Source organism: Nitrospira sp. (assembly GCA_035968315.1).
In the GTDB taxonomy this organism is placed as follows: Bacteria; Nitrospirota; Nitrospiria; order Nitrospirales; family Nitrospiraceae; genus Nitrospira_D.
Map to the genome: position 1 here is coordinate 124,673 of JAVYIN010000007.1, position 16,773 is coordinate 141,445.

Below are 16,773 nucleotides of genomic sequence, written 5' to 3' on the forward strand. Positions count from 1 at the left end.
GGCCCCACGATAAAGCGGTGGTCCCTCAATGCGCGCAGTGAAAGATAGGCCGGATGCTCCCGTGAGAGGAGAGTGGGAATAGTCATCCCGCCTTGGGATAGGCCTCGTTCAGGCAGTCGGGGCAGATATCCCGTGTCAGCTTTCTGTCGAAGCACTGTTCCAGATAGTCTTCGATCCGTTTCCGGTAAGTTCCGTCCGACCGGACACGTTTGCATTTCGCGCAGATGGCGATCAGCCCGCGCAGGCTTTTCAGTTCTTCAAGAGCCCGTTCCAGTTCCTCCGTCTTGATCAGGAGTTCCTGCTCGCGCACCTTTCTGGCATCCAGTTCCTGCTTCAGGCTAAGGGCGGTGGAGACTCTGGCGATGAGTTCGACCGGGGTGATCGGTTTCCTGAGAAAGTCGGTGGCGCCGGCAGTGTAGGCGGCTTGCAGATCGCTCGCGTCGGTTTTCGCCGTGATCATAATGATGGGAACCAGTTCCAACCGTTCGCTCGACCGAATATGACGGCAGGCTTCCAGCCCGTCGATGTCCGGCATCATCAGATCCATGAGAATCACGTCCGGATTGCAGGGGGGAATCCTCCTGCCCGTGATTCCGAGCAGGTCCAGCGCCTGGCGGCCCGATTCGGCCGTGATCACCGGGCCATAGCCTGCCTTGTGTAGCACGAGCTGTAAGAATTCCCGTTCTTCGTCAAAATCGTCGACCAGCAAAATGCTCATGTCCGTGTCTCCAATGGAATGGCTGCATCGCCTTGCTCATGCCGCGTGATCCTGCGCGGGGTCGAGCGGGGTCAGAATCTGTGTGAGCGCGTGTATTTCCGCTGCAACACGATGGAGTTGTCGCCTGTGCGCCGCGTCTTCCAGGGCGGTGCCGATCGCGCCGATCTCCGTGAATCCGTAGGATCCGGCCAGACCCTTCATGCGATGGCCGATGGTCTGAATAGTGGCCCAATCGCTGGTGCGAACCGCCGAGGCCAAGATCTCGAGGTCGAGCCGGCGATTGTGGAGAAATTTTTCACGGAGTCGATCCAGATCCTGTTCATCCATCAGCGGCGGAGGCGAATCCGCCGGCGAGGGCCGTTTCCGATCCGGAGGGGCCGTGGACAGGTTGGCGTAGTACGAAATCGTTTCGAGGAAGGCCGTTTGGGAAAATGGTTTGCCGATGAAGCCCGTGCATCCGGCTTTGAGGCTCCGTTCCCAGGCGGCATTCAACACATCGGCCGTCAAGGCCAGAATCGGCATGGGGGGAAGTCCTTGCGCCTTCTCCCAGGCGCGAATGGCTTCGGCCGTGGCGTAGCCGTCCATACCGGGCATTTGGAGATCCAGGAACACAAGGTCGTAGCGGTGGGCCTGGCACTGTTGAAGGGCGGCTGGCCCGCTGCCAGCCAGATCCAGCTGATAAGGGAGGTCTTTGAGGTACAGGCTCACCAGTTGTCCGGTCTCGGGGGAATCATCGATGAGCAGGATGGTCAAGGGCACGGCAGCCTGCGTCTTGGCGGGCGTGTTTCTGGCGGCCGCGTCCGGTAATTCCAGTCGATCAGACGTCGCGGGCGTTCCGGACAGTGCGGCCGTGACGGAGAAGGGGAGTGCCACGGTAAAGGTGCTCCCCTTGCCGGTCTCGCTGGTCACCTGGATGGTGCCTCCCATCATGTCCACCAGTTGCTTGCAGATCGACAGCCCCAGGCCGGCCCCTCCATATTTTCGGCTGTCGCCGGAATCGACTTGTGTGAAGCGGCCGAAGATGTGATCGAGCTGGTTCGCAGGGATTCCAATTCCTGTGTCGCTGACGGTGAATTGAAGCAGGGGGCGGCGGGGATCGGCCTGGGCGATCGACAGGATGAGGCTGACGGAGCCCTGCTCCGTAAATTTCAGCGCGTTCCCTAGGAGGTTGAGGAGAATTTGCTGGAGCCGGAATCCGTCTCCTTCCAACAGAGTCGGCACCTCCGGGGCGATGTCGATGTGCAACGCGACGTCTTTTCCCCGCTGGCGCAATTCCACGAGCCGTCTCGTGCGTTCCAGAAGTTCGGTCAGATCGAAGGGACTAGATTCCACACGCAAGGTGCCGGCTTCTATCTTCGCCAGATCCAACAGGTCGTCGACCAGCCGCAAGAGCGCCTGGCTCGCACGCTGTCCCATGACGGCGCATTCCCGCTGCTCCGGTGTCAGGGAGGATTTCAAGAGCAAGTCACTGGTTCCGATAATGGCGTTGAGCGGGGTGCGAAGCTCATGGCTCATATTGGCCAGAAATTCGGTCTTCATCCGGTTGGCGGATTCGGCGGCGGTCCGGGTGCGCCGCAGGTCTTCTTCCGTCTGCTTGCGTTCCGTGATGTCGCGCAAGAATGCGCTGAATTCTGTCTGCCCATCGAGATGGATGGGCGTGATGGCCAGTTCGACCGGGAATTCTCGCCCGCTTCGATGGCGGGCCGAAACCTCAATGCGCTGGTTCAAGACCGGGCCCTGGCCGGTTTCCCTGTGAAGCCGGATGCCACGCTCATGCGCCTCGCGGTAGGAGGGCGGGATAATCGTGTCGGTCAGGGATTGCCCAAGCGCTTCTTCGACGGTCCACCCGAAGATCTGTTCTGCTTGCGCATTCCAGCCGGTGATCACGCCCTGGTGGTCGATCGTGATGACCGCATCGAGCGCAATATCGATAATTTTCCGTGTCCGTGTGTTGGTTGCCTCCATGGCGCGATGGGCGATCGCTGCTCGCGTCTCATCCGCGAGCTGCTGGCGCCATGATCGATACAACAGCCCCAAGAGGGGAAGCAGGGCGACTGTGCCGATCCCGATCAGTTTCCACAGCAGGATCCAAATAGAGTGCAGCACCGCACTCCGGTCGGCTCGCACGAGAATGCGCCATTGAAATTCCGGTTCATGCGGCAACCCGCCCATGCGCGCAAATCCGGTGAGCGCGTTGATTCCGCTGCCGGTATCGACTTCCTCGACATAGCCGGTCTTACCCTGGTCTGCGAGGACGGTCGACGGCAAGCGAACCGGGTTCCGATCGGATGGTGCAGCCGGGTGAGCATCGGAAGTCAGCAGAACGTCGCCGGTTGGGCTGAGGACCAGAAATTCGGCAATTTCCGGTTGGGAGGACGACTCGTTCCCCCGATGGGTGGTCTGCGTGACGAATGTGCGAAAGACCTGTTCATGGACCTCGGTCATGATGGCACCCTGCCACGTACCTGTGGTCCCGACGAATTGTGTCGCAAAGCGAACCGAACCCAGGGAGCCTCCGGCGTGATGATGTTGCTGGACGATTTCGGCGTACGGCTGAGGGTTGTGCGCAATGGCCCGAAACCAGGCTTCCGAGGAAAGAGGCGTTCCCTGTAGCGCGCGATCGGTGGAGGCCAGGACGCGGCCATCGGTCGCTACGACGGAGAGGCGTTGGTACATTGGGTACAGCTGTTTCAGGTGGTCCAGATACGCCGTGATCCGTTCCCGGTCCGGTTGATTCAGCACGGGCGCGCGCGAGAAGGCTTGAATGTCCCCGAGCCGTTCGGCCAGGACCATATCCAATTTGTCGGCGATATCCGCTGCGCCGAGCGCCACTGTGTCGCCGGCGCGCGCGATGAGTTCCTGTTTTACCAGGAGGAGCGTCACTGGCACCAAGCCGAGGGCCAGGCCCACGATCAGGCCGATGACGATTCGACGGATGAGGGAAGTGCCCAGATAGCGTTGCCACATCATTATGCCGTGAGCCTGTGCGTCAGGACGGGACCGTGTGCCTCGCGATGCGAGAAGGAATGTGCCGCACACATGTTTAAAATACCCCGAGGTGGGTGGAATACCTAGAAGATTTTCAGTTTGGAATCTGCGCGTCGAATGGATGGTCAGGAGGAATCAGAAGGGAACGAAACGGCGGCGGAGGGTTGGGATGCAGGCCTCCGCCGCCTAATAGAAGCTTAGGGCTGCTTCTCTTCCGCTGAGGCCAGAATGGGCAGGAACATCGGATCGGCGTCGAGCACGGCCTTCAGCAGTTCCGAGTGCAGGAAATACCGCCAGACGTCGTCGGTCTTGCCGGGGATCTCGTCAAACCACCGCTTGGCTTCCGTCACATGGTGGAGGAGCTGGGCTTTGTCCCCGTAGTTCGGCATGAAGATCATGCTGTAGGCCATGGTGTATTCGGCCAGAAATTTGTCGAGCGGCAGGTCGGCGACCGCCAGCGAGGCCTCGGCGTCGGCGTAGGCGCGGTTGATTTCCGGATCGTGGAGGATCCGGTTCCAGGCCGATTTATGCAGGCGGGACCAGGCGAGCTGCAGCAAGGCTTCGGCCTTGGCCGACCGCCGGCTGTCGGGAATGTCTTTGACCAGGGCGTCATGCGTCTCGATGGCGGCCTGCTGGTCGTTATTCCAGCGATAGGCGACGCCGAGGCGAAACCGGTTGTCGAGCTGTTCCGGCCGGACGGTGGCCAGGGCTTCAGCCGCCGGCAAGAGGCGGAAGAGATAGTCGGCCGGGGTCGGTTGTGAGAGCCCGCCCATTTCCATGCCGTTCGACAGATCGGTTCTGGTCGATTGGGCGTAAATGTTCCAATAGAATTCGCTGACGACCAGCGAGAGCGACGGATCCTTGACGAGGAGGTTGTGGCCCTTGCCGCCTTCCCGCAGGAGGATCGCATAGAGGTTGCGGGTCAGGACGGTGAGCGCATCCACCTGGTTCGGGTCGATCAGCAGGATGCGGTTTAGGAGCGCCACGCGGTCGCGCATGTCCGGGAATGTCGCGGCGCGGGCGGCGGCGGCGGTCAAGGTGCCCGGCTGGTCGTCCGGCCCCCACCACACCATCGATTCGGGGAGGACACGGCTGATCTCGGTCGTAAAGGGAATTTTCTCAGGCTGCATGCCGGCCACCGCCGGCTGCATCACCACCGGCAGATTGAAGACGGCGGCATCGCCGGGAAACCCGTGTTTCTTCAAGCCGGTGAGCACAACCCACTGCGTCGCGACGGACTTCAGCGCTTTTCGCGCGCGCTTGATCGTATTGGTCCACTTGACGGTGCCCGCGGCATAGGTCACCGGGGATGCGAGGGGATCCTGGTAGGTCACGGTCATCGTGACCAGCGTGGCCGGCGCGGCGAGGACCTTTCCGTTCGCATTCAGGCGGAATGAGCCGGAGGGCAGCGGCTGGCTCTTGGTCACGGCGACGTGCAGACCGCTTCCGGGAGGCGAGATGCCCAGCTCATTCATGACGAACGCCGACGCCGGCAGGCGCGGCAGATCGTCGCCGAAGAACACCAGCGGGCCGGCGCTCGGCCAGAGGACGGTCATCCCGACGTCGTCCCGCTTCAAGGCGGGAGCATGGGCGGTTTGCAATTCCTGCCAGCAGGATTCGTAGGACGGATCATCGGCCCGGGGGTAGGATTTCAGCCCGGACGGCGCCGCGGACACAAGGCGAAATTGACAGGCAAAGTCTAGGCGGCCGACTGTGGTGCGATCGCCTTTCGCGAGGGCTTCGGCATAGAGCAGGGCGGTCTCTGTGGCGGGACTTTTCGCCGGACTGGCCGGTGTGTGCTTGTGCGCAGGCGCGGCAAGGGCCTGGCTGGTACCCAGCCACCCCGCAACGGGGAGCGCAACCAGTGCCGCAAGGATCATGGAAGACAAGGGCGTCAAAGAACGACGAATCATAATGATCACCTGTATGCGAGTAAAGGTCTTGGCAGTCAAAAAATAACACTCTAGCATGGCGGTCGGCGAATCTGAAAGGGCCGGGGATGCGGTGCGCTGATGCCGGGCGCCGATCTAGCGGATGAGTCGGCGCTCAGGGGGTTAGCGCGGCCGGGCGGTCCGAAGAATGTTGGCGCGCATGCGGGCCCGTTCTGCGGAAGACAGGGCCGGCGCCGGTTGGTGGCGGCAGAGGGTGACGGTCTGCCGGAGTGACGTGAGGAACTCCTCGCAATTCGGACAGGCGCCGAGATGCCGGCGCAAGTCCGAACAAATGTCTCCCGGCAGCTCATCGTCGAGATAGGCCGACAGTTGCTTCAAGATCGCCACGCACCGTCCCTTCCCGTGCGTGTGCGTCGATGCCGAGACGGATTTCTGAGTGGTGTCTGCCGCCGCGCGTTTCGCCATGGTTAGATCCTTCCCTGTGGAGCCGGGTGTCCGTTGTGCGCGTGGTGAGGCTCGGCCATGCCGCGCGCGCTGAGTTCGCGCCGGACAAACAACCGCGCACGGTGGAGCCGGGATTTCACCGCGCGCTCATTGAGGCCGACGATACTGCCGACCTCTTTGGCACTGAGCCCTTCCATGTCGCGCAAGATCAGCACCATGCGGTACTTTTTCGGGAGTTTGGCAATGGCGTCGTCGAGCGCCTGGCGAAGCTGCTTGTTTTGCAGCGCTTCTTCCGGGCTGAGGCCGTCAACGGGAATCTGAAGACGAAACTCTCCCTCCGAGGTCGGGATAAACTCCTCCAGCGAGAGTTCGTGGTCCGGTTCTCCTTTGCGTTTGCGCCGCATGCGCATGCAGGCGCGCGACGCGATCGTATAGAGCCAGGTTGAGATTTGGGCGTCCCCGCGGAATGCGTGATATCCCCGGTACGCGTTGAGAAAGGTTTCCTGAACGAGGTCTTTCGCCGCTTCGGTTTCGCCGCACAGCCTGGTGGCGAACCGGTACATGAGATCGACATGATCGCGATAGAGCGCATCGAAGCTCGCCGCCGTGCGTGAAGGATCGGCAGAGGGCCGGTCTGGACTTGTCTTGGTGGCGGAGCTGGCCATGGTATTCAGTGGAGTCTACGGAGGGAATGAAAAGCCTGTCAAGGAACGCCACGCCGGCTAATTGAAGCGATGAAATCCGACGACGGATCCCTGCGCGTCGAGCTCGACGGTAATGGGCGTGCCGTCCTTCGTGCCCGCCAGCGCGGATTTCCCCAGGTCGGCGGAGAAGATCTGTTCGCCTTCGGGCGTCCAGAGTTTTACGCTGGTGCGGTCCTCCGTTGCGAATTCGAGCGGTCCGGTGACAAACCGATGGGCCGGGGCTGTACGCTGGGGCGCGGACAAATCGGCGACGACATGGTGTTGATGCACATGGAGCGTCATCGTTTGGCCCACCTTGGCGTTCTTGATGCCGATTTTTGCATTGACGTTGATCACGCCGACGGGGGTTCGGAAGAAAATGAAGTTGGATTTGAGTTTGGACACGGTGCCGCTCAGCAACACATGCGCCGACGAGCCGCTCGGCGGGACTTGCCCGATTTGCAAATCGAATTGCAGATCGTGCAGGCCGATGATGGTGCCGGTGCCGTCCACTTCCACGGTGACGGGGTCGCCCTGGCGCAGGACGGTGAGCGGCGCTTCCTGATTCCCGTAGTGAAACGATTGGCTCCCCTCCGGGGTCCAGCGCGGCAATTGTTTATCCTCTCCCGTTGTGAAGGGGCCGCTCAGGTAGCGATGGACGAGCGAGCCGTCGGTTCGCTTGCGGATGTCGATGGCCATGCTGGCGCCATGAATCCACAATGAAACCTCCTGTGATCCGCGCAGATCTTTCAAGGTCGTCTTGGAACTGAGCGTCAGGAGGCCGACCGGCGTTTTCAAAAACACGATGCCCGGCTTCGTGCGCCAGATTGACCCCTTTAGCGTGATGGACGGGTTGATTTCATCGGCATTCGCGGCGGCAGGATCGGCGGGGCGTTCGATAGGAGGTGCGGAGGATGGCGCGGGCGAGTCTTCCGCACACACAGGAGCGACGGGGCTCAACGCGAGCGCTCCCGCCGGGCCGGCCATGATCAACAGGATCCGCAGAACGATGTGCAGGGGTGTCATCATGGAGTCAGCCGTCGGTATTGCCGGTTTCGAGTCATTTGCGAATAACATGTGATCGAAAGGGAGTCAAGTTCTAAGCGATCCGCCTCGTCGCACATGAGGCGGATCGTCCGGAGAATGCCTGTGCGTGCAGCTATTTTTTGCGCGCGAGGATGCGGATCGGGGTGCCGGAAAATCCGTAGGTGTCTCTCAGGCGGCTTTCGAGAAATTTGAGATAGGACGGCGTGATGTCTTGCGGATGCCCCACGAACAACGCGAACACCGGCGGCTTCGTGGCGACTTGCGTCATGAAGGCCGACTTGGTGACTTTGGACGGCTTGCCTTTGCGCACCGGCAGCGGATGCTGGGTGAGAATTTCCTGGAGGAATTGATTCAGTTGTCCGGTCGGGACCCGTTTGGTGAAGGAGCCGTAGGCGGTGTCGATGTGAGGAAACAGCTGGCGCAGCGACTCGGGTTTGGCCGCGGCGCCGTAGAAGACCGGTGCCCAGGTGAGAAAGGGAAAGCGCCGGTTGAATTCCCGCTCATATTCTTTCCGCGCCTCGGCATCGCCCGCGCGGAGGTCCCACTTGTTGACCAGGAGCGCGCACGCCCGGCCCTGCTTGAGGATGGCGCCGGCGATTTTCGTATCCTGTTCGGTCACGCCTTCCACTCCGTCGAGCAAGAGGACGGCCACGTCGGACCGTCCGATGGCCCGGAGCGACCGCATGACGCTGTAGCCTTCGATGCCCCGGTCGATGCGTCCGCGCCGCCGGATGCCGGCGGTATCGGTGAATATATAGCGTGTGCCGTTGTGGGTGACGAGCGAGTCGATGGGATCCCGCGTGGTGCCGGCCACATCGCTGACGACCACGCGCTCTTCCCCCAGCACGGCATTGATCAGCGTGGATTTGCCGACGTTCGGCCGGCCGACGATGGCGATCCGGGGAAGCTGGGCGATCTCCCCCGCCTGGTCCGCGGGGGGCAGCAGCGGGTAGAGGGCATCCAGCAATTCTGACACGCCGATCCCGTGTTCGGCGGAAACCGCGTAGAGTTCGTCTTTGCCCAATCGATAAAAGTCGGCCATGAGCGGCTCGGCCTTCGGCGTATCGATCTTGTTAATCACGTAAAAGATGGGCTTGGTCACGCCGCGCAGGAGCTTCACGACCTCGTGATCCGGCGGCATCAACCCGGCCCGGCCATCCAGGACGAACAGGAGGATGTCGGCTTCCGCGATCGCCAGCTCGGACTGCCGGCGAATCAACGGCAGCATGCCATCCGAGGCGGAGAGATCGAGGCCGCCGGTATCGACCAGCCGGAATTTGCGCTCCCGATAGCTGGCGTCCGCATAGTTCCGGTCGCGCGTGACGCCCGGCACGTCATCGACGATGGCGGTCTTCACGCCGAGGATTTTGTTGAACAGCGTGGACTTGCCCACGTTCGGCCGGCCGATGATCGCCACGAGCGGCATCGGAGCATCGGAGCGAAAAGGCAGGGCATTCGTCGTCGTAATGGAGTCGCGTTTGGTTCTCATAGGTAGTTTGGACCGTATCACACAGGTTTTCCCCAGCACAACAGGCCTCGCCGCTTCCGGCCAGCTCAGGTATACTGAAATTCCAATGGCTCGTCACCCCTCAGGCATCACTGATCACTCGATCGATTGGTCCCGAATCGACGATGTGCTGCTCGATATGGACGGCACGTTGCTGGACCGGCATTTCGACAATTTCTTCTTCGAGGAAGAGCTGCCGCGCCGGTATGCGGCGCTCCACCGCCTTACCTTCGAAGAATCGCGCGACCGGCTGATGGCCATGTACCGCTCCGTGGAAGGCGAACTCGCCTGGACCGATCTGCATTACTGGACCGAGCGCGTGGGGATCGACGTCGTGGCCTTGCATCGCGAGCTGGATCACATGATCGGGTTTCTGCCGGGGGCGGAAGAATTCCTGCTGGATCTCCGGCGGCTGGGGAAGCGCGTGACGATTGTCACGAATGCGCATGAGGCGGGGGTGTCGGTGAAGGCCGCCAAGACCGGCCTCGACCGGCACGTGGATCGCATCATCGACGCATTCGAGGTCGGCTATCTCAAGATGCGGCCGGAATACTGGCCGGCCTGCCAGCGGCTGCTGGGGTTCGACCCGGCACGGTCACTCTATGTCGATGACGACGAGGGCTGTCTCTCCGCCGCACGGCAGTTCGGCCTTGGGCACATTGTCCATAGCGCCAAGTCCAGTTCCCAACTGCCGCCCGTGGCGGCGCCGGGGTTCCCCTCGGTCGAGAGCATGATGGCCTTGCTCAACGGGCATCCGGGCTCTCAGGGGCGTTGACGACGGCCGTGCCCCGGTACATCGTCCCGCCGATGCGCGGCACGGACTCCATCGTGAACCGATCCAGGTGCGTGAGGGTGAGCTCGGCTTCCGTGATGAGCCGGTCGATCGGGCGGTTCAAGTGGCAGCCGCAGCCCAGCACCTTCTGAATCGGGTTCAGGCGATCCTGCCAGACGGCGATCCGTCGATCGTCGCTTTGCCCATGTTCCAGAAAGAAAAAGGTCCCATCCGGCTTGAGCACGCGGCGGATTTCTCGAAGCGCGGCGAGGGGGTCGGGGATGGTGCAGAGGGTCCAGGTGCTCACCACGCAGTCGAACATCCCGTCCTCATATGGAAGCCGTTCGGCGCTGATGCGGGCCACTTCGATCGGGAACGGCAGGGCCGCGCTCCGTTCCGCGAGACGATCGGGCAGCAGGGGGGCGGGATCCACCGCGCGCAACGACGAGACGGCGCCGGGATAGTGCGGCAGATTCAGTCCGGTTCCCAGGCCGATTTCCAGCACGTGCCCATGCGCTGTTTGCAACAGCGCCGCCCGGAGTTGTTGAAACTCCGTTCCGCTCATGAGCCGGTCCATGAGCCGGGGGAAGATGTAGCGGCTGTAGAGTCCCATGGGGAGGCCCAGTATACCAAACCCGGTGTGCCGCAGCCCGCCGCCAATCTTGTGACGCTAGGGGGGCTGTGTTAGAGTCCTGCGTCGTTTTCTACCGCCCATTCATGACCGGACGATTATGAGCTTATGAGCAAAGGGTACGATCATCACGCCATTGAGTCGAAGTGGCAGGCCTACTGGGAAGAACATCGCCCGTTTCGAGCCCTGGACGACTCCTCGAAGCCCAAGTATTACTGCCTCGACATGTTTCCCTATCCCTCGGGATCCGGCCTCCACGTCGGACATCTCGAAGGCTATACGGCGACGGACATTGTCTCGCGCTATAAACGGATGCGGGGCTTCAATGTGCTGCATCCGATGGGCTGGGATGCGTTCGGCCTGCCGGCCGAGCAATATGCGGTGAAGACCGGCGTGCATCCGGCCCTTACCACCGCGCAAAACATCGCCACGTTCAAACGGCAAATGAAACGGGTGGGGCTCTCCTATGACTGGGAGCGGGAGATCAGCACCACCGACCAGGACTATTACCGCTGGACGCAATGGATCTTCCTTCAGCTCTACAAGCGCGGCTTGGCTTATGTGGCCGAAGTGCCGGTGAACTGGTGCCCGTCGCTGGGCACGGTGCTGGCGAACGAAGAAATCGTGGATGGCAAGAGCGAAGTCGGCGGGTTCGACGTCATTCGCAAGCCCATGCGCCAGTGGGTCCTGAAGATCACGGCCTACGCCGACCGTTTGCTGGAAGACTTGAAACTGGTGGAGTGGCCCCCCAGCACGCTGGAGATGCAAAAGAATTGGATCGGCCGTTCCATCGGCGCGGAAGTGGATTTTGCCCTGGCCGACACCAACGGCGCGATCCGGGTCTTTACCACCAGACCGGACACCCTCTTTGGCGCGACCTATATGGTGTTGGCGCCCGAGCATCCACTGGTCGAGGTCGTGACCAGCGCGTCGCAGAAGGCGGCAATCTCGGCCTATCGTGACGCCGCCGCGCGCAAGAGCGATTTGCAGCGGACCGAACTCGACAAGGAAAAGACCGGCTGCTTCACCGGAGGGTACGCGATCAATCCGGTCAACGGCGAGCGGCTGCCGATCTGGATCGCCGATTACGTCCTCATGAGTTACGGCACCGGCGCGATCATGGCGGTGCCGGCGCACGACGAACGGGACTGGGCCTTTGCCAAAGCCTATCAGCTGCCCATTCGAGAAGTGATTCAGGGCGGTCATGTCCACGAAGCGGCGTTCGTGGCGACGGATCGCGGCACGGTCGTGAATTCCGTCTCGGCCGACGGGGCGCTCTCGCTCAACGGCATGAAGCCGGCCGACGCCATTCCGGTGATCACGGCCTGGCTGGAACAGCGCGGCAAGGGCAAAAAAGCCATCAACTACAAGCTGCGCGACTGGCTCTTTGCCCGCCAGCGCTACTGGGGTGAACCGTTTCCGATCATCTGGGTGGATGGCGAATCCCGTCCCTTGCCTGAAGAACAGTTGCCCCTGATTTTGCCGGAGACCAGCAACTTCAAGCCCTCCGGATCGGGCGAAAGCCCTCTGGCGAATTTGGAAGACTGGCTGGTGACGACCGATCCCGCCACCGGGAAGCCGGCCCGGCGGGAAACGAATACGATGCCGCAGTGGGCCGGATCCTGCTGGTACTACCTCCGCTTCATCGATCCGAAGAATCAGGCGCAGCTCGTCGATCCGGCCAAAGAACACTATTGGATGCCGGTGGATCTCTACGTCGGCGGCAGCGAGCATGCGGTGCTGCATCTGCTCTATTCCCGATTCTGGCACAAGGTGCTGCACGACATCGGAGTGGTGAGCACGCCGGAGCCTTTCAAAAAGCTGGTCCATCAAGGCATTGTGCTCGGCGAGGACAATCAGAAAATGTCCAAGTCGCGCGGCAACGTCGTGAATCCCGACGAGATGATGGACCAGTTCGGCGCCGATGCGGTGCGGCTCTACGAAATGTTCATGGGCCCGCTGGAGGCCATGAAGCCCTGGAGCAGCAGAGGCGTGGATGGGATTACCCGCTTTTTGGAGCGGGTGTGGCGCCTCATGGTCACGGAAGAGGGCGAGGTCTCTCCGTCGGTCGTGTCTTCGGCGCCCAGCCTCGAGCAGCAGCGCCTGTTGCACCAGACGATCAAGAAGGTGACGGAAGATATCGAAGAGCTCCATTTCAATACGGCCATCGCGCAGATGATGGTGTTCACGAACGAGATGACCAAGGCCGAGCAGCGGCCACGAGCCTTGCTGGAGCCGTTTGTGTTGCTTCTCTCGCCCTTTGCGCCGCATGTCGCCGAAGAGCTCTGGGGGATCCTTGGGCATCGGCCGAGCGTCTCGCAGCAGCCCTGGCCGATGTTCGATCCGGCGCTCACGGTGAGCGACCGGCTGACGATCCCGGTTCAAGTGAACGGCAAGCTGCGCGGCAAGATCGACGTGGCGGCGGATGTGTCGCGCGAGGCGATTGAGCGCGCGTCTCGTGAAGTCGTGGCCGAATGGCTGCAGGGGAAAGAGCCGAAAAAGGTGATCTACGTCGAAAAGAAGCTGATGAACTTCGTAGTGTAGAGAGGAGGCTCCTCTTCTTTCCATATTCTAAAAGAGGATGCATTCAATGGCGGAGATCCATGCAATTCAGCGCGCCCTAAAAAAGATAAGACTGCGTGCCCGGTTACATTGGATCACATTGTGTGGCGGGCTTGTGTCAGCGCTTTTGCTTATCCCGGTCAGCATCGCGGCCGCGAAAGTGGCCGGACTGGTGTGGGTGATCTTGAGTATTGCAACATGGATGTCGCCAATGATGAGTGTGTGTCCGAGTTGCCACAAATCTTTTTTTAAAGGGCCCTTTCCCTCTGTCTGGGCCTTGAGTAAATGTGCGAATTGCGGAATGGGTCTTGATGGAGGAGCCTAAGAGGAATGCCCCATTCCATGTCGAATATTAGGCGAAAACTTGTTGCAATGCGGGAATGAGGATGCTGCACCGAACGATCTCAATCCAGATGGTGATTCTCATTCTGGCCTCAGTTTTATCCGGTTGCGGCTATCAATTCCGCGTGGAAGGCGCCGGTCCGACCATCGGCGGGACCACGGCGAAGGTGTCCGAAGTGCCCCCGCCACGGCTGGTGATCCGGACGTTGGAAAATAAGAGTTTTGAGCCCAATCTGGAAACCCGCTATACGAATTATCTGCGGCGCGAATTCTCCTCTGGAAGCGGCGCACAAGTGGTGCCCGATTCCGAGGCGGCCGATCTCGTCCTGACCGGGCAGATCCTGTCGGTGAGCGTGCCCACCTTAAGTTTCAGTCTCACGCCGACGCCGGGGAATACCACGGGATCGGCGACGACCATGGAAAGCCGGACGGAAGTCACCGTCGTCGTCAAAGTGGAAGAGACCCGGACGAAAAAAATGGTCTGGATGCAGATCGCCAAAGGGTCGTCGGAATTTTATATCACTCCCGATCTGCAATTTAACCGCGCGCTGCAAAACCGCGCTCTGGAGCAGGCGGGCCGCTTTGTCGCCGAAGATTTGGCTTCGCGGTTTCTCCTGCAGCTGGAATCCGGCGGGCTGAAGAAGCCGGGTGCTGTCGATCCGGCCGTTGCGCCGGATACAAAATAAGACTCGCACAGGATCTATGGGAACGGCCGTCAATCCGACACAATTGCAATCCGTGCTCAAGCAAGGGCCGCCCGCGCCGCTCTATCTTGTGGTGGGGGAAGAGGATTTGCTGCGCGACGAAGCCGTCGCCACGCTCAAGGCCGCGCTGCTGGGCGAAGGCGGCGAATTCAATTTCGACCTATTCTATGGCGACGAAGCGGAGGGGTCGGAGATTCTCAATTGCGCGTCGGAAGTGCCGGTGTTTGCCGAGCGCCGGGTGGTGCTGGTGAAGACCGCTGAGAAACTGCCGGCCCGCGAAGCGGAGAAGCTCCTGGCCTATCTGGCGGCGCCGGTCGAGAGCACGACGCTGGTGTTTGTGGCCGTGAAACTGGACGGACGGCTGAAGTTTTCCCAGGCGCTCACGCGCGCGGCGGTGACGGTCGATTGCTCGCCGCTGCGGGACGTGCAGGTGGGGCCCTGGCTGGGCCGTGACGCGCAGCGGCTGGGGTTGCGGCTGGATGAGAAGGCGGTCGAGGTATTGAAGGAAACCTGCGGCGGCTCGCTGTATGCGGCGCGCCGTGAGATGGAGAAGCTCGCGTCGTATGTCGCGCCTGACCGTCCCGCGACGGCCGACGATGTGTATCAGCTGCGGGGCGTCGAGCCCGGCGCGTCGGTCTTCGATCTGACGCTGGCGATCGCCGATGGACAGCGCGGGCGTGTGCTGTCAATTCTGGCGAGGAATTTGGAGGCGGGTGAAGCGCCGCTCCGCATCCTGGGATCGCTGGCCTGGCAGTATCGCCGGATCTGGAAAGTGAAGGAGCAGATTCGTGAAGGGGGCCGTGAAGGCGAGGCCGCGCGGACGTTGCGGATGGATCCGCTGAAAGTGCGGGCGTTCCTCAGCCGGTTTTCCGAGGCGCATCTTCAGAACGCAATGCGGCTGTTTCTGGAAGCGGATGGGCAGCTCAAGGGAGGCAGCAGCGGCCAGCCCAAGCTCACGATGGAGCGGGTGTTATTGCAGCTGTGCCGGTTTGCGACGGGCGGAGCGCCGACCGATGCCCCGCGCCGACCACCGGCCCCAAGCGGGCGGGGATCGGCGCGAGTGGTCTCGAATGTCAGGACGATTACGAGCGGGACGCGGTCAGGCCATTGACATGCTGGGTCAAGCGAGACACACGACGGGACGCGGTATTGGGCTTGAGGGCGCCCTTCGTCACGGCCTTGCTGATCGCCGAGGTGGCGCTGCGCAGGGCGGTCTTGGCGTCATCCGCTTTGTTCTCGGCCACGGCCGTTTGAACCTTCTTGACCAGCGTCTTCACCGCGCTCATGATGGCGTGGTTGCGCTTGTGCCGGAGTTCGGCCCGGCGGGCTTGTCGAATCGTCGATTTGTGAACGATAGGCATTATAGAATCCTCCAAAAAGAATGAGCTTTGTAGCATAGAAACCAGCGCAGCGTCAAGAATGCGCGGGGATTGTCGTGAGTGAGGAGATTGTCCATGGGAAAAATCATCGCACGTGACCGGCTCATTTTTGCGCTCGATGTGCCGTCCGCGGCCGAAGCCGAGCGGCTGCTGGATCGGCTGCAGGGCCACATTTCGTTCGTGAAAATCGGACTGGAGCTGTATACCGCCGCGGGGCCGGACATGATCAAGCGGGTGCTTGATCGCAATATGCGGGTCTTCCTCGATCTGAAATTTCTCGATATCGAAGAAACCGTCCGCCGCGCCACCGCGCGGGTCGCCGCCATGGGCGTCGACTTTCTCACGGTCCATGCCAACCGCAAGGCGCTGACCGCGGCGGTGCAGGGACGCGAGGGCTCCTCTCTGAAATTGCTGGCCGTCACCGTGCTGACGAACTTCGACAGCCACGACCTGCGTGAAATGGGCATCCAGCGGACGGTGCAGGACTTGGTGACTGCGCGGGCGCTCCTGGCCTCGGAAGTGGGGTGCGACGGCGTCGTCGCGTCCGGCGAAGAGCCGGCGGCGATCCGGCAGAAAGTCGGGCCTCGTTTCGTCATCGTCACGCCCGGCGTGCGGCCGGCTGGAAAAGGCGTGGATGACCATGCACGGGCAACCACGCCGACGCAGACCATCGCGGCCGGAGCCGATTACCTGGTCATCGGCCGGCCCATACGAGACGCGGCCGATCCTTCCGCGACCGTGACGGAGATTGTGAACGAGATGCAGGCCGCCTTCGACGCACGGGGATAGCCCGAAGTCGGTCTGGTTGCGGGGCCTTACTCCTCTTTGCTAAGATCCCCCCTTCCACAGTGCTTCCAAGTCTCTCCCTGCATGGTGGGTGTAGCTCAGTTGGTTAGAGCGCCGGATTGTGGATCCGGAGGTCGCGGGTTCGAAACCCGTCATCCACCCCATGCCTTTACCATGCCTTTGTTCGGTACTCAGGGCTTAACGCTCAGCACGTCTGAGCCTTTCCTGCGTTTCACCTTTCACGGCTCACGTCTCGTGCCACTTCGGGCTAATGATTTCTCTCGGGGAAAGGGGTAAGCTGCGGCGCTAATGCGAGCC

Annotated in this window: 14 protein-coding genes and 1 tRNA gene; 6 read left to right on the plus strand and 9 right to left on the minus strand. The window is 61.6% G+C overall.

The window, feature by feature from the left end; all coding sequences use genetic code 11:
• Nucleotides 1-82: 82 nt before the first annotated feature.
• From RI101_10375 to der, 7 genes are all read right to left on the minus strand, one after another.
• Nucleotides 83-718 carry a response regulator gene (locus tag RI101_10375; GenBank protein ID MEC4890454.1) on the minus strand — a complete coding sequence of 212 codons (636 nt, stop codon included), beginning with the start codon at nt 716-718 and terminating at the stop codon, nt 83-85.
• Between the two features lie 36 nt (nt 719-754).
• The gene (locus tag RI101_10380) at nt 755-3,688 is read right to left on the minus strand and encodes an ATP-binding protein (GenBank protein ID MEC4890455.1); all 2,934 of its coding nucleotides are present in this window, start codon (nt 3,686-3,688) and stop codon (nt 755-757) included.
• Between the two features lie 215 nt (nt 3,689-3,903).
• Nucleotides 3,904-5,619: a hypothetical protein gene (locus RI101_10385; GenBank protein MEC4890456.1), complete on the minus strand. Its 1,716-nt coding sequence runs from the start codon at nt 5,617-5,619 to the stop codon at nt 3,904-3,906.
• Nucleotides 5,620-5,760: 141 nt separating this feature from the next.
• Nucleotides 5,761-6,063, minus strand: a complete 303-nt coding sequence (locus RI101_10390) for a zf-HC2 domain-containing protein (protein MEC4890457.1) — start codon at nt 6,061-6,063, stop codon at nt 5,761-5,763.
• A 2-nt stretch (nt 6,064-6,065) separates the two neighbouring features.
• Nucleotides 6,066-6,707 (minus strand): sigma-70 family RNA polymerase sigma factor, encoded by a 642-nt coding sequence (locus RI101_10395; protein MEC4890458.1) that lies wholly within the window; start codon nt 6,705-6,707, stop codon nt 6,066-6,068.
• A gap of 57 nt (nt 6,708-6,764) precedes the next feature.
• Nucleotides 6,765-7,754 (minus strand): hypothetical protein, encoded by a 990-nt coding sequence (locus RI101_10400; protein ID MEC4890459.1) that lies wholly within the window; start codon nt 7,752-7,754, stop codon nt 6,765-6,767.
• Nucleotides 7,755-7,884: 130 nt separating this feature from the next.
• Entirely contained in the window at nt 7,885-9,261 is a 1,377-nt protein-coding gene (gene der / locus RI101_10405; protein MEC4890460.1) for a ribosome biogenesis GTPase Der, read from the minus strand.
• 85 nt (nt 9,262-9,346) lie between these two features.
• Here der and RI101_10410 point away from each other — a divergent pair, with 85 nt between their 5' ends.
• On the plus strand, nt 9,347-10,054 hold the full coding sequence (locus tag RI101_10410) for an HAD-IA family hydrolase (GenBank protein MEC4890461.1): 708 nt from the start codon (nt 9,347-9,349) through the stop codon (nt 10,052-10,054).
• Here the strand turns inward: RI101_10410 and RI101_10415 are convergent.
• Nucleotides 10,023-10,664, minus strand: a complete 642-nt coding sequence (locus tag RI101_10415; protein MEC4890462.1) for a class I SAM-dependent methyltransferase — start codon at nt 10,662-10,664, stop codon at nt 10,023-10,025. The genes RI101_10410 and RI101_10415 overlap by 32 nt on opposite strands.
• Nucleotides 10,665-10,790: 126 nt before the next feature.
• Here RI101_10415 and leuS point away from each other — a divergent pair, with 126 nt between their 5' ends.
• The 3 genes from leuS to holA all read left to right on the plus strand — a co-directional run bounded on the left by leuS (nt 10,791) and on the right by holA (nt 15,401).
• Entirely contained in the window at nt 10,791-13,226 is a 2,436-nt protein-coding gene (gene leuS, locus RI101_10420) for a leucine--tRNA ligase (protein ID MEC4890463.1), read from the plus strand.
• Between the two features lie 404 nt (nt 13,227-13,630).
• Nucleotides 13,631-14,272, plus strand: coding sequence for an LPS assembly lipoprotein LptE (gene lptE / locus RI101_10425; GenBank protein MEC4890464.1), 642 nt, complete (start codon nt 13,631-13,633; stop codon nt 14,270-14,272).
• Between the two features lie 16 nt (nt 14,273-14,288).
• Nucleotides 14,289-15,401: a DNA polymerase III subunit delta gene (holA, locus tag RI101_10430; protein ID MEC4890465.1), complete on the plus strand. Its 1,113-nt coding sequence runs from the start codon at nt 14,289-14,291 to the stop codon at nt 15,399-15,401.
• Here the strand turns inward: holA and rpsT are convergent.
• On the minus strand, nt 15,373-15,651 hold the full coding sequence (rpsT, locus tag RI101_10435; GenBank protein MEC4890466.1) for a 30S ribosomal protein S20: 279 nt from the start codon (nt 15,649-15,651) through the stop codon (nt 15,373-15,375). The two genes, holA and rpsT, sit on opposite strands and share 29 nt — an antisense overlap.
• 93 nt (nt 15,652-15,744) lie before the next feature.
• Between rpsT and pyrF the strand changes: the two genes are divergently transcribed.
• Complete coding sequence (gene pyrF / locus RI101_10440; GenBank protein ID MEC4890467.1) at nt 15,745-16,458, plus strand: orotidine-5'-phosphate decarboxylase; 714 nt, start codon at nt 15,745-15,747, stop codon at nt 16,456-16,458.
• A gap of 84 nt (nt 16,459-16,542) precedes the next feature.
• A tRNA-His gene (locus RI101_10445) sits at nt 16,543-16,619 on the plus strand.
• The last annotated feature ends 154 nt before the right edge of the window (nt 16,620-16,773 follow it).

Coding starts and splice junctions, on each gene's coding strand:
- leuS (MEC4890463.1), top strand. CDS start 10,791: ATGAGCAAAGGGTACGATCATCACGCCATTGAGTCGAAGTGGCAGGCC.
- pyrF (MEC4890467.1), top strand. CDS start 15,745: ATGGGAAAAATCATCGCACGTGACCGGCTCATTTTTGCGCTCGATGTG.
- RI101_10385 (MEC4890456.1), bottom strand. CDS start 5,619: ATGATTCGTCGTTCTTTGACGCCCTTGTCTTCCATGATCCTTGCGGCA.
- RI101_10390 (MEC4890457.1), bottom strand. CDS start 6,063: ATGGCGAAACGCGCGGCGGCAGACACCACTCAGAAATCCGTCTCGGCA.
- der (MEC4890460.1), bottom strand. CDS start 9,261: ATGAGAACCAAACGCGACTCCATTACGACGACGAATGCCCTGCCTTTT.
- RI101_10400 (MEC4890459.1), bottom strand. CDS start 7,754: ATGATGACACCCCTGCACATCGTTCTGCGGATCCTGTTGATCATGGCC.
- holA (MEC4890465.1), top strand. CDS start 14,289: ATGGGAACGGCCGTCAATCCGACACAATTGCAATCCGTGCTCAAGCAA.
- rpsT (MEC4890466.1), bottom strand. CDS start 15,651: ATGCCTATCGTTCACAAATCGACGATTCGACAAGCCCGCCGGGCCGAA.
- lptE (MEC4890464.1), top strand. CDS start 13,631: ATGCTGCACCGAACGATCTCAATCCAGATGGTGATTCTCATTCTGGCC.
- RI101_10380 (MEC4890455.1), bottom strand. CDS start 3,688: ATGATGTGGCAACGCTATCTGGGCACTTCCCTCATCCGTCGAATCGTC.
- RI101_10375 (MEC4890454.1), bottom strand. CDS start 718: ATGAGCATTTTGCTGGTCGACGATTTTGACGAAGAACGGGAATTCTTA.
- RI101_10410 (MEC4890461.1), top strand. CDS start 9,347: ATGGCTCGTCACCCCTCAGGCATCACTGATCACTCGATCGATTGGTCC.
- RI101_10415 (MEC4890462.1), bottom strand. CDS start 10,664: ATGGGACTCTACAGCCGCTACATCTTCCCCCGGCTCATGGACCGGCTC.
- RI101_10395 (MEC4890458.1), bottom strand. CDS start 6,707: ATGGCCAGCTCCGCCACCAAGACAAGTCCAGACCGGCCCTCTGCCGAT.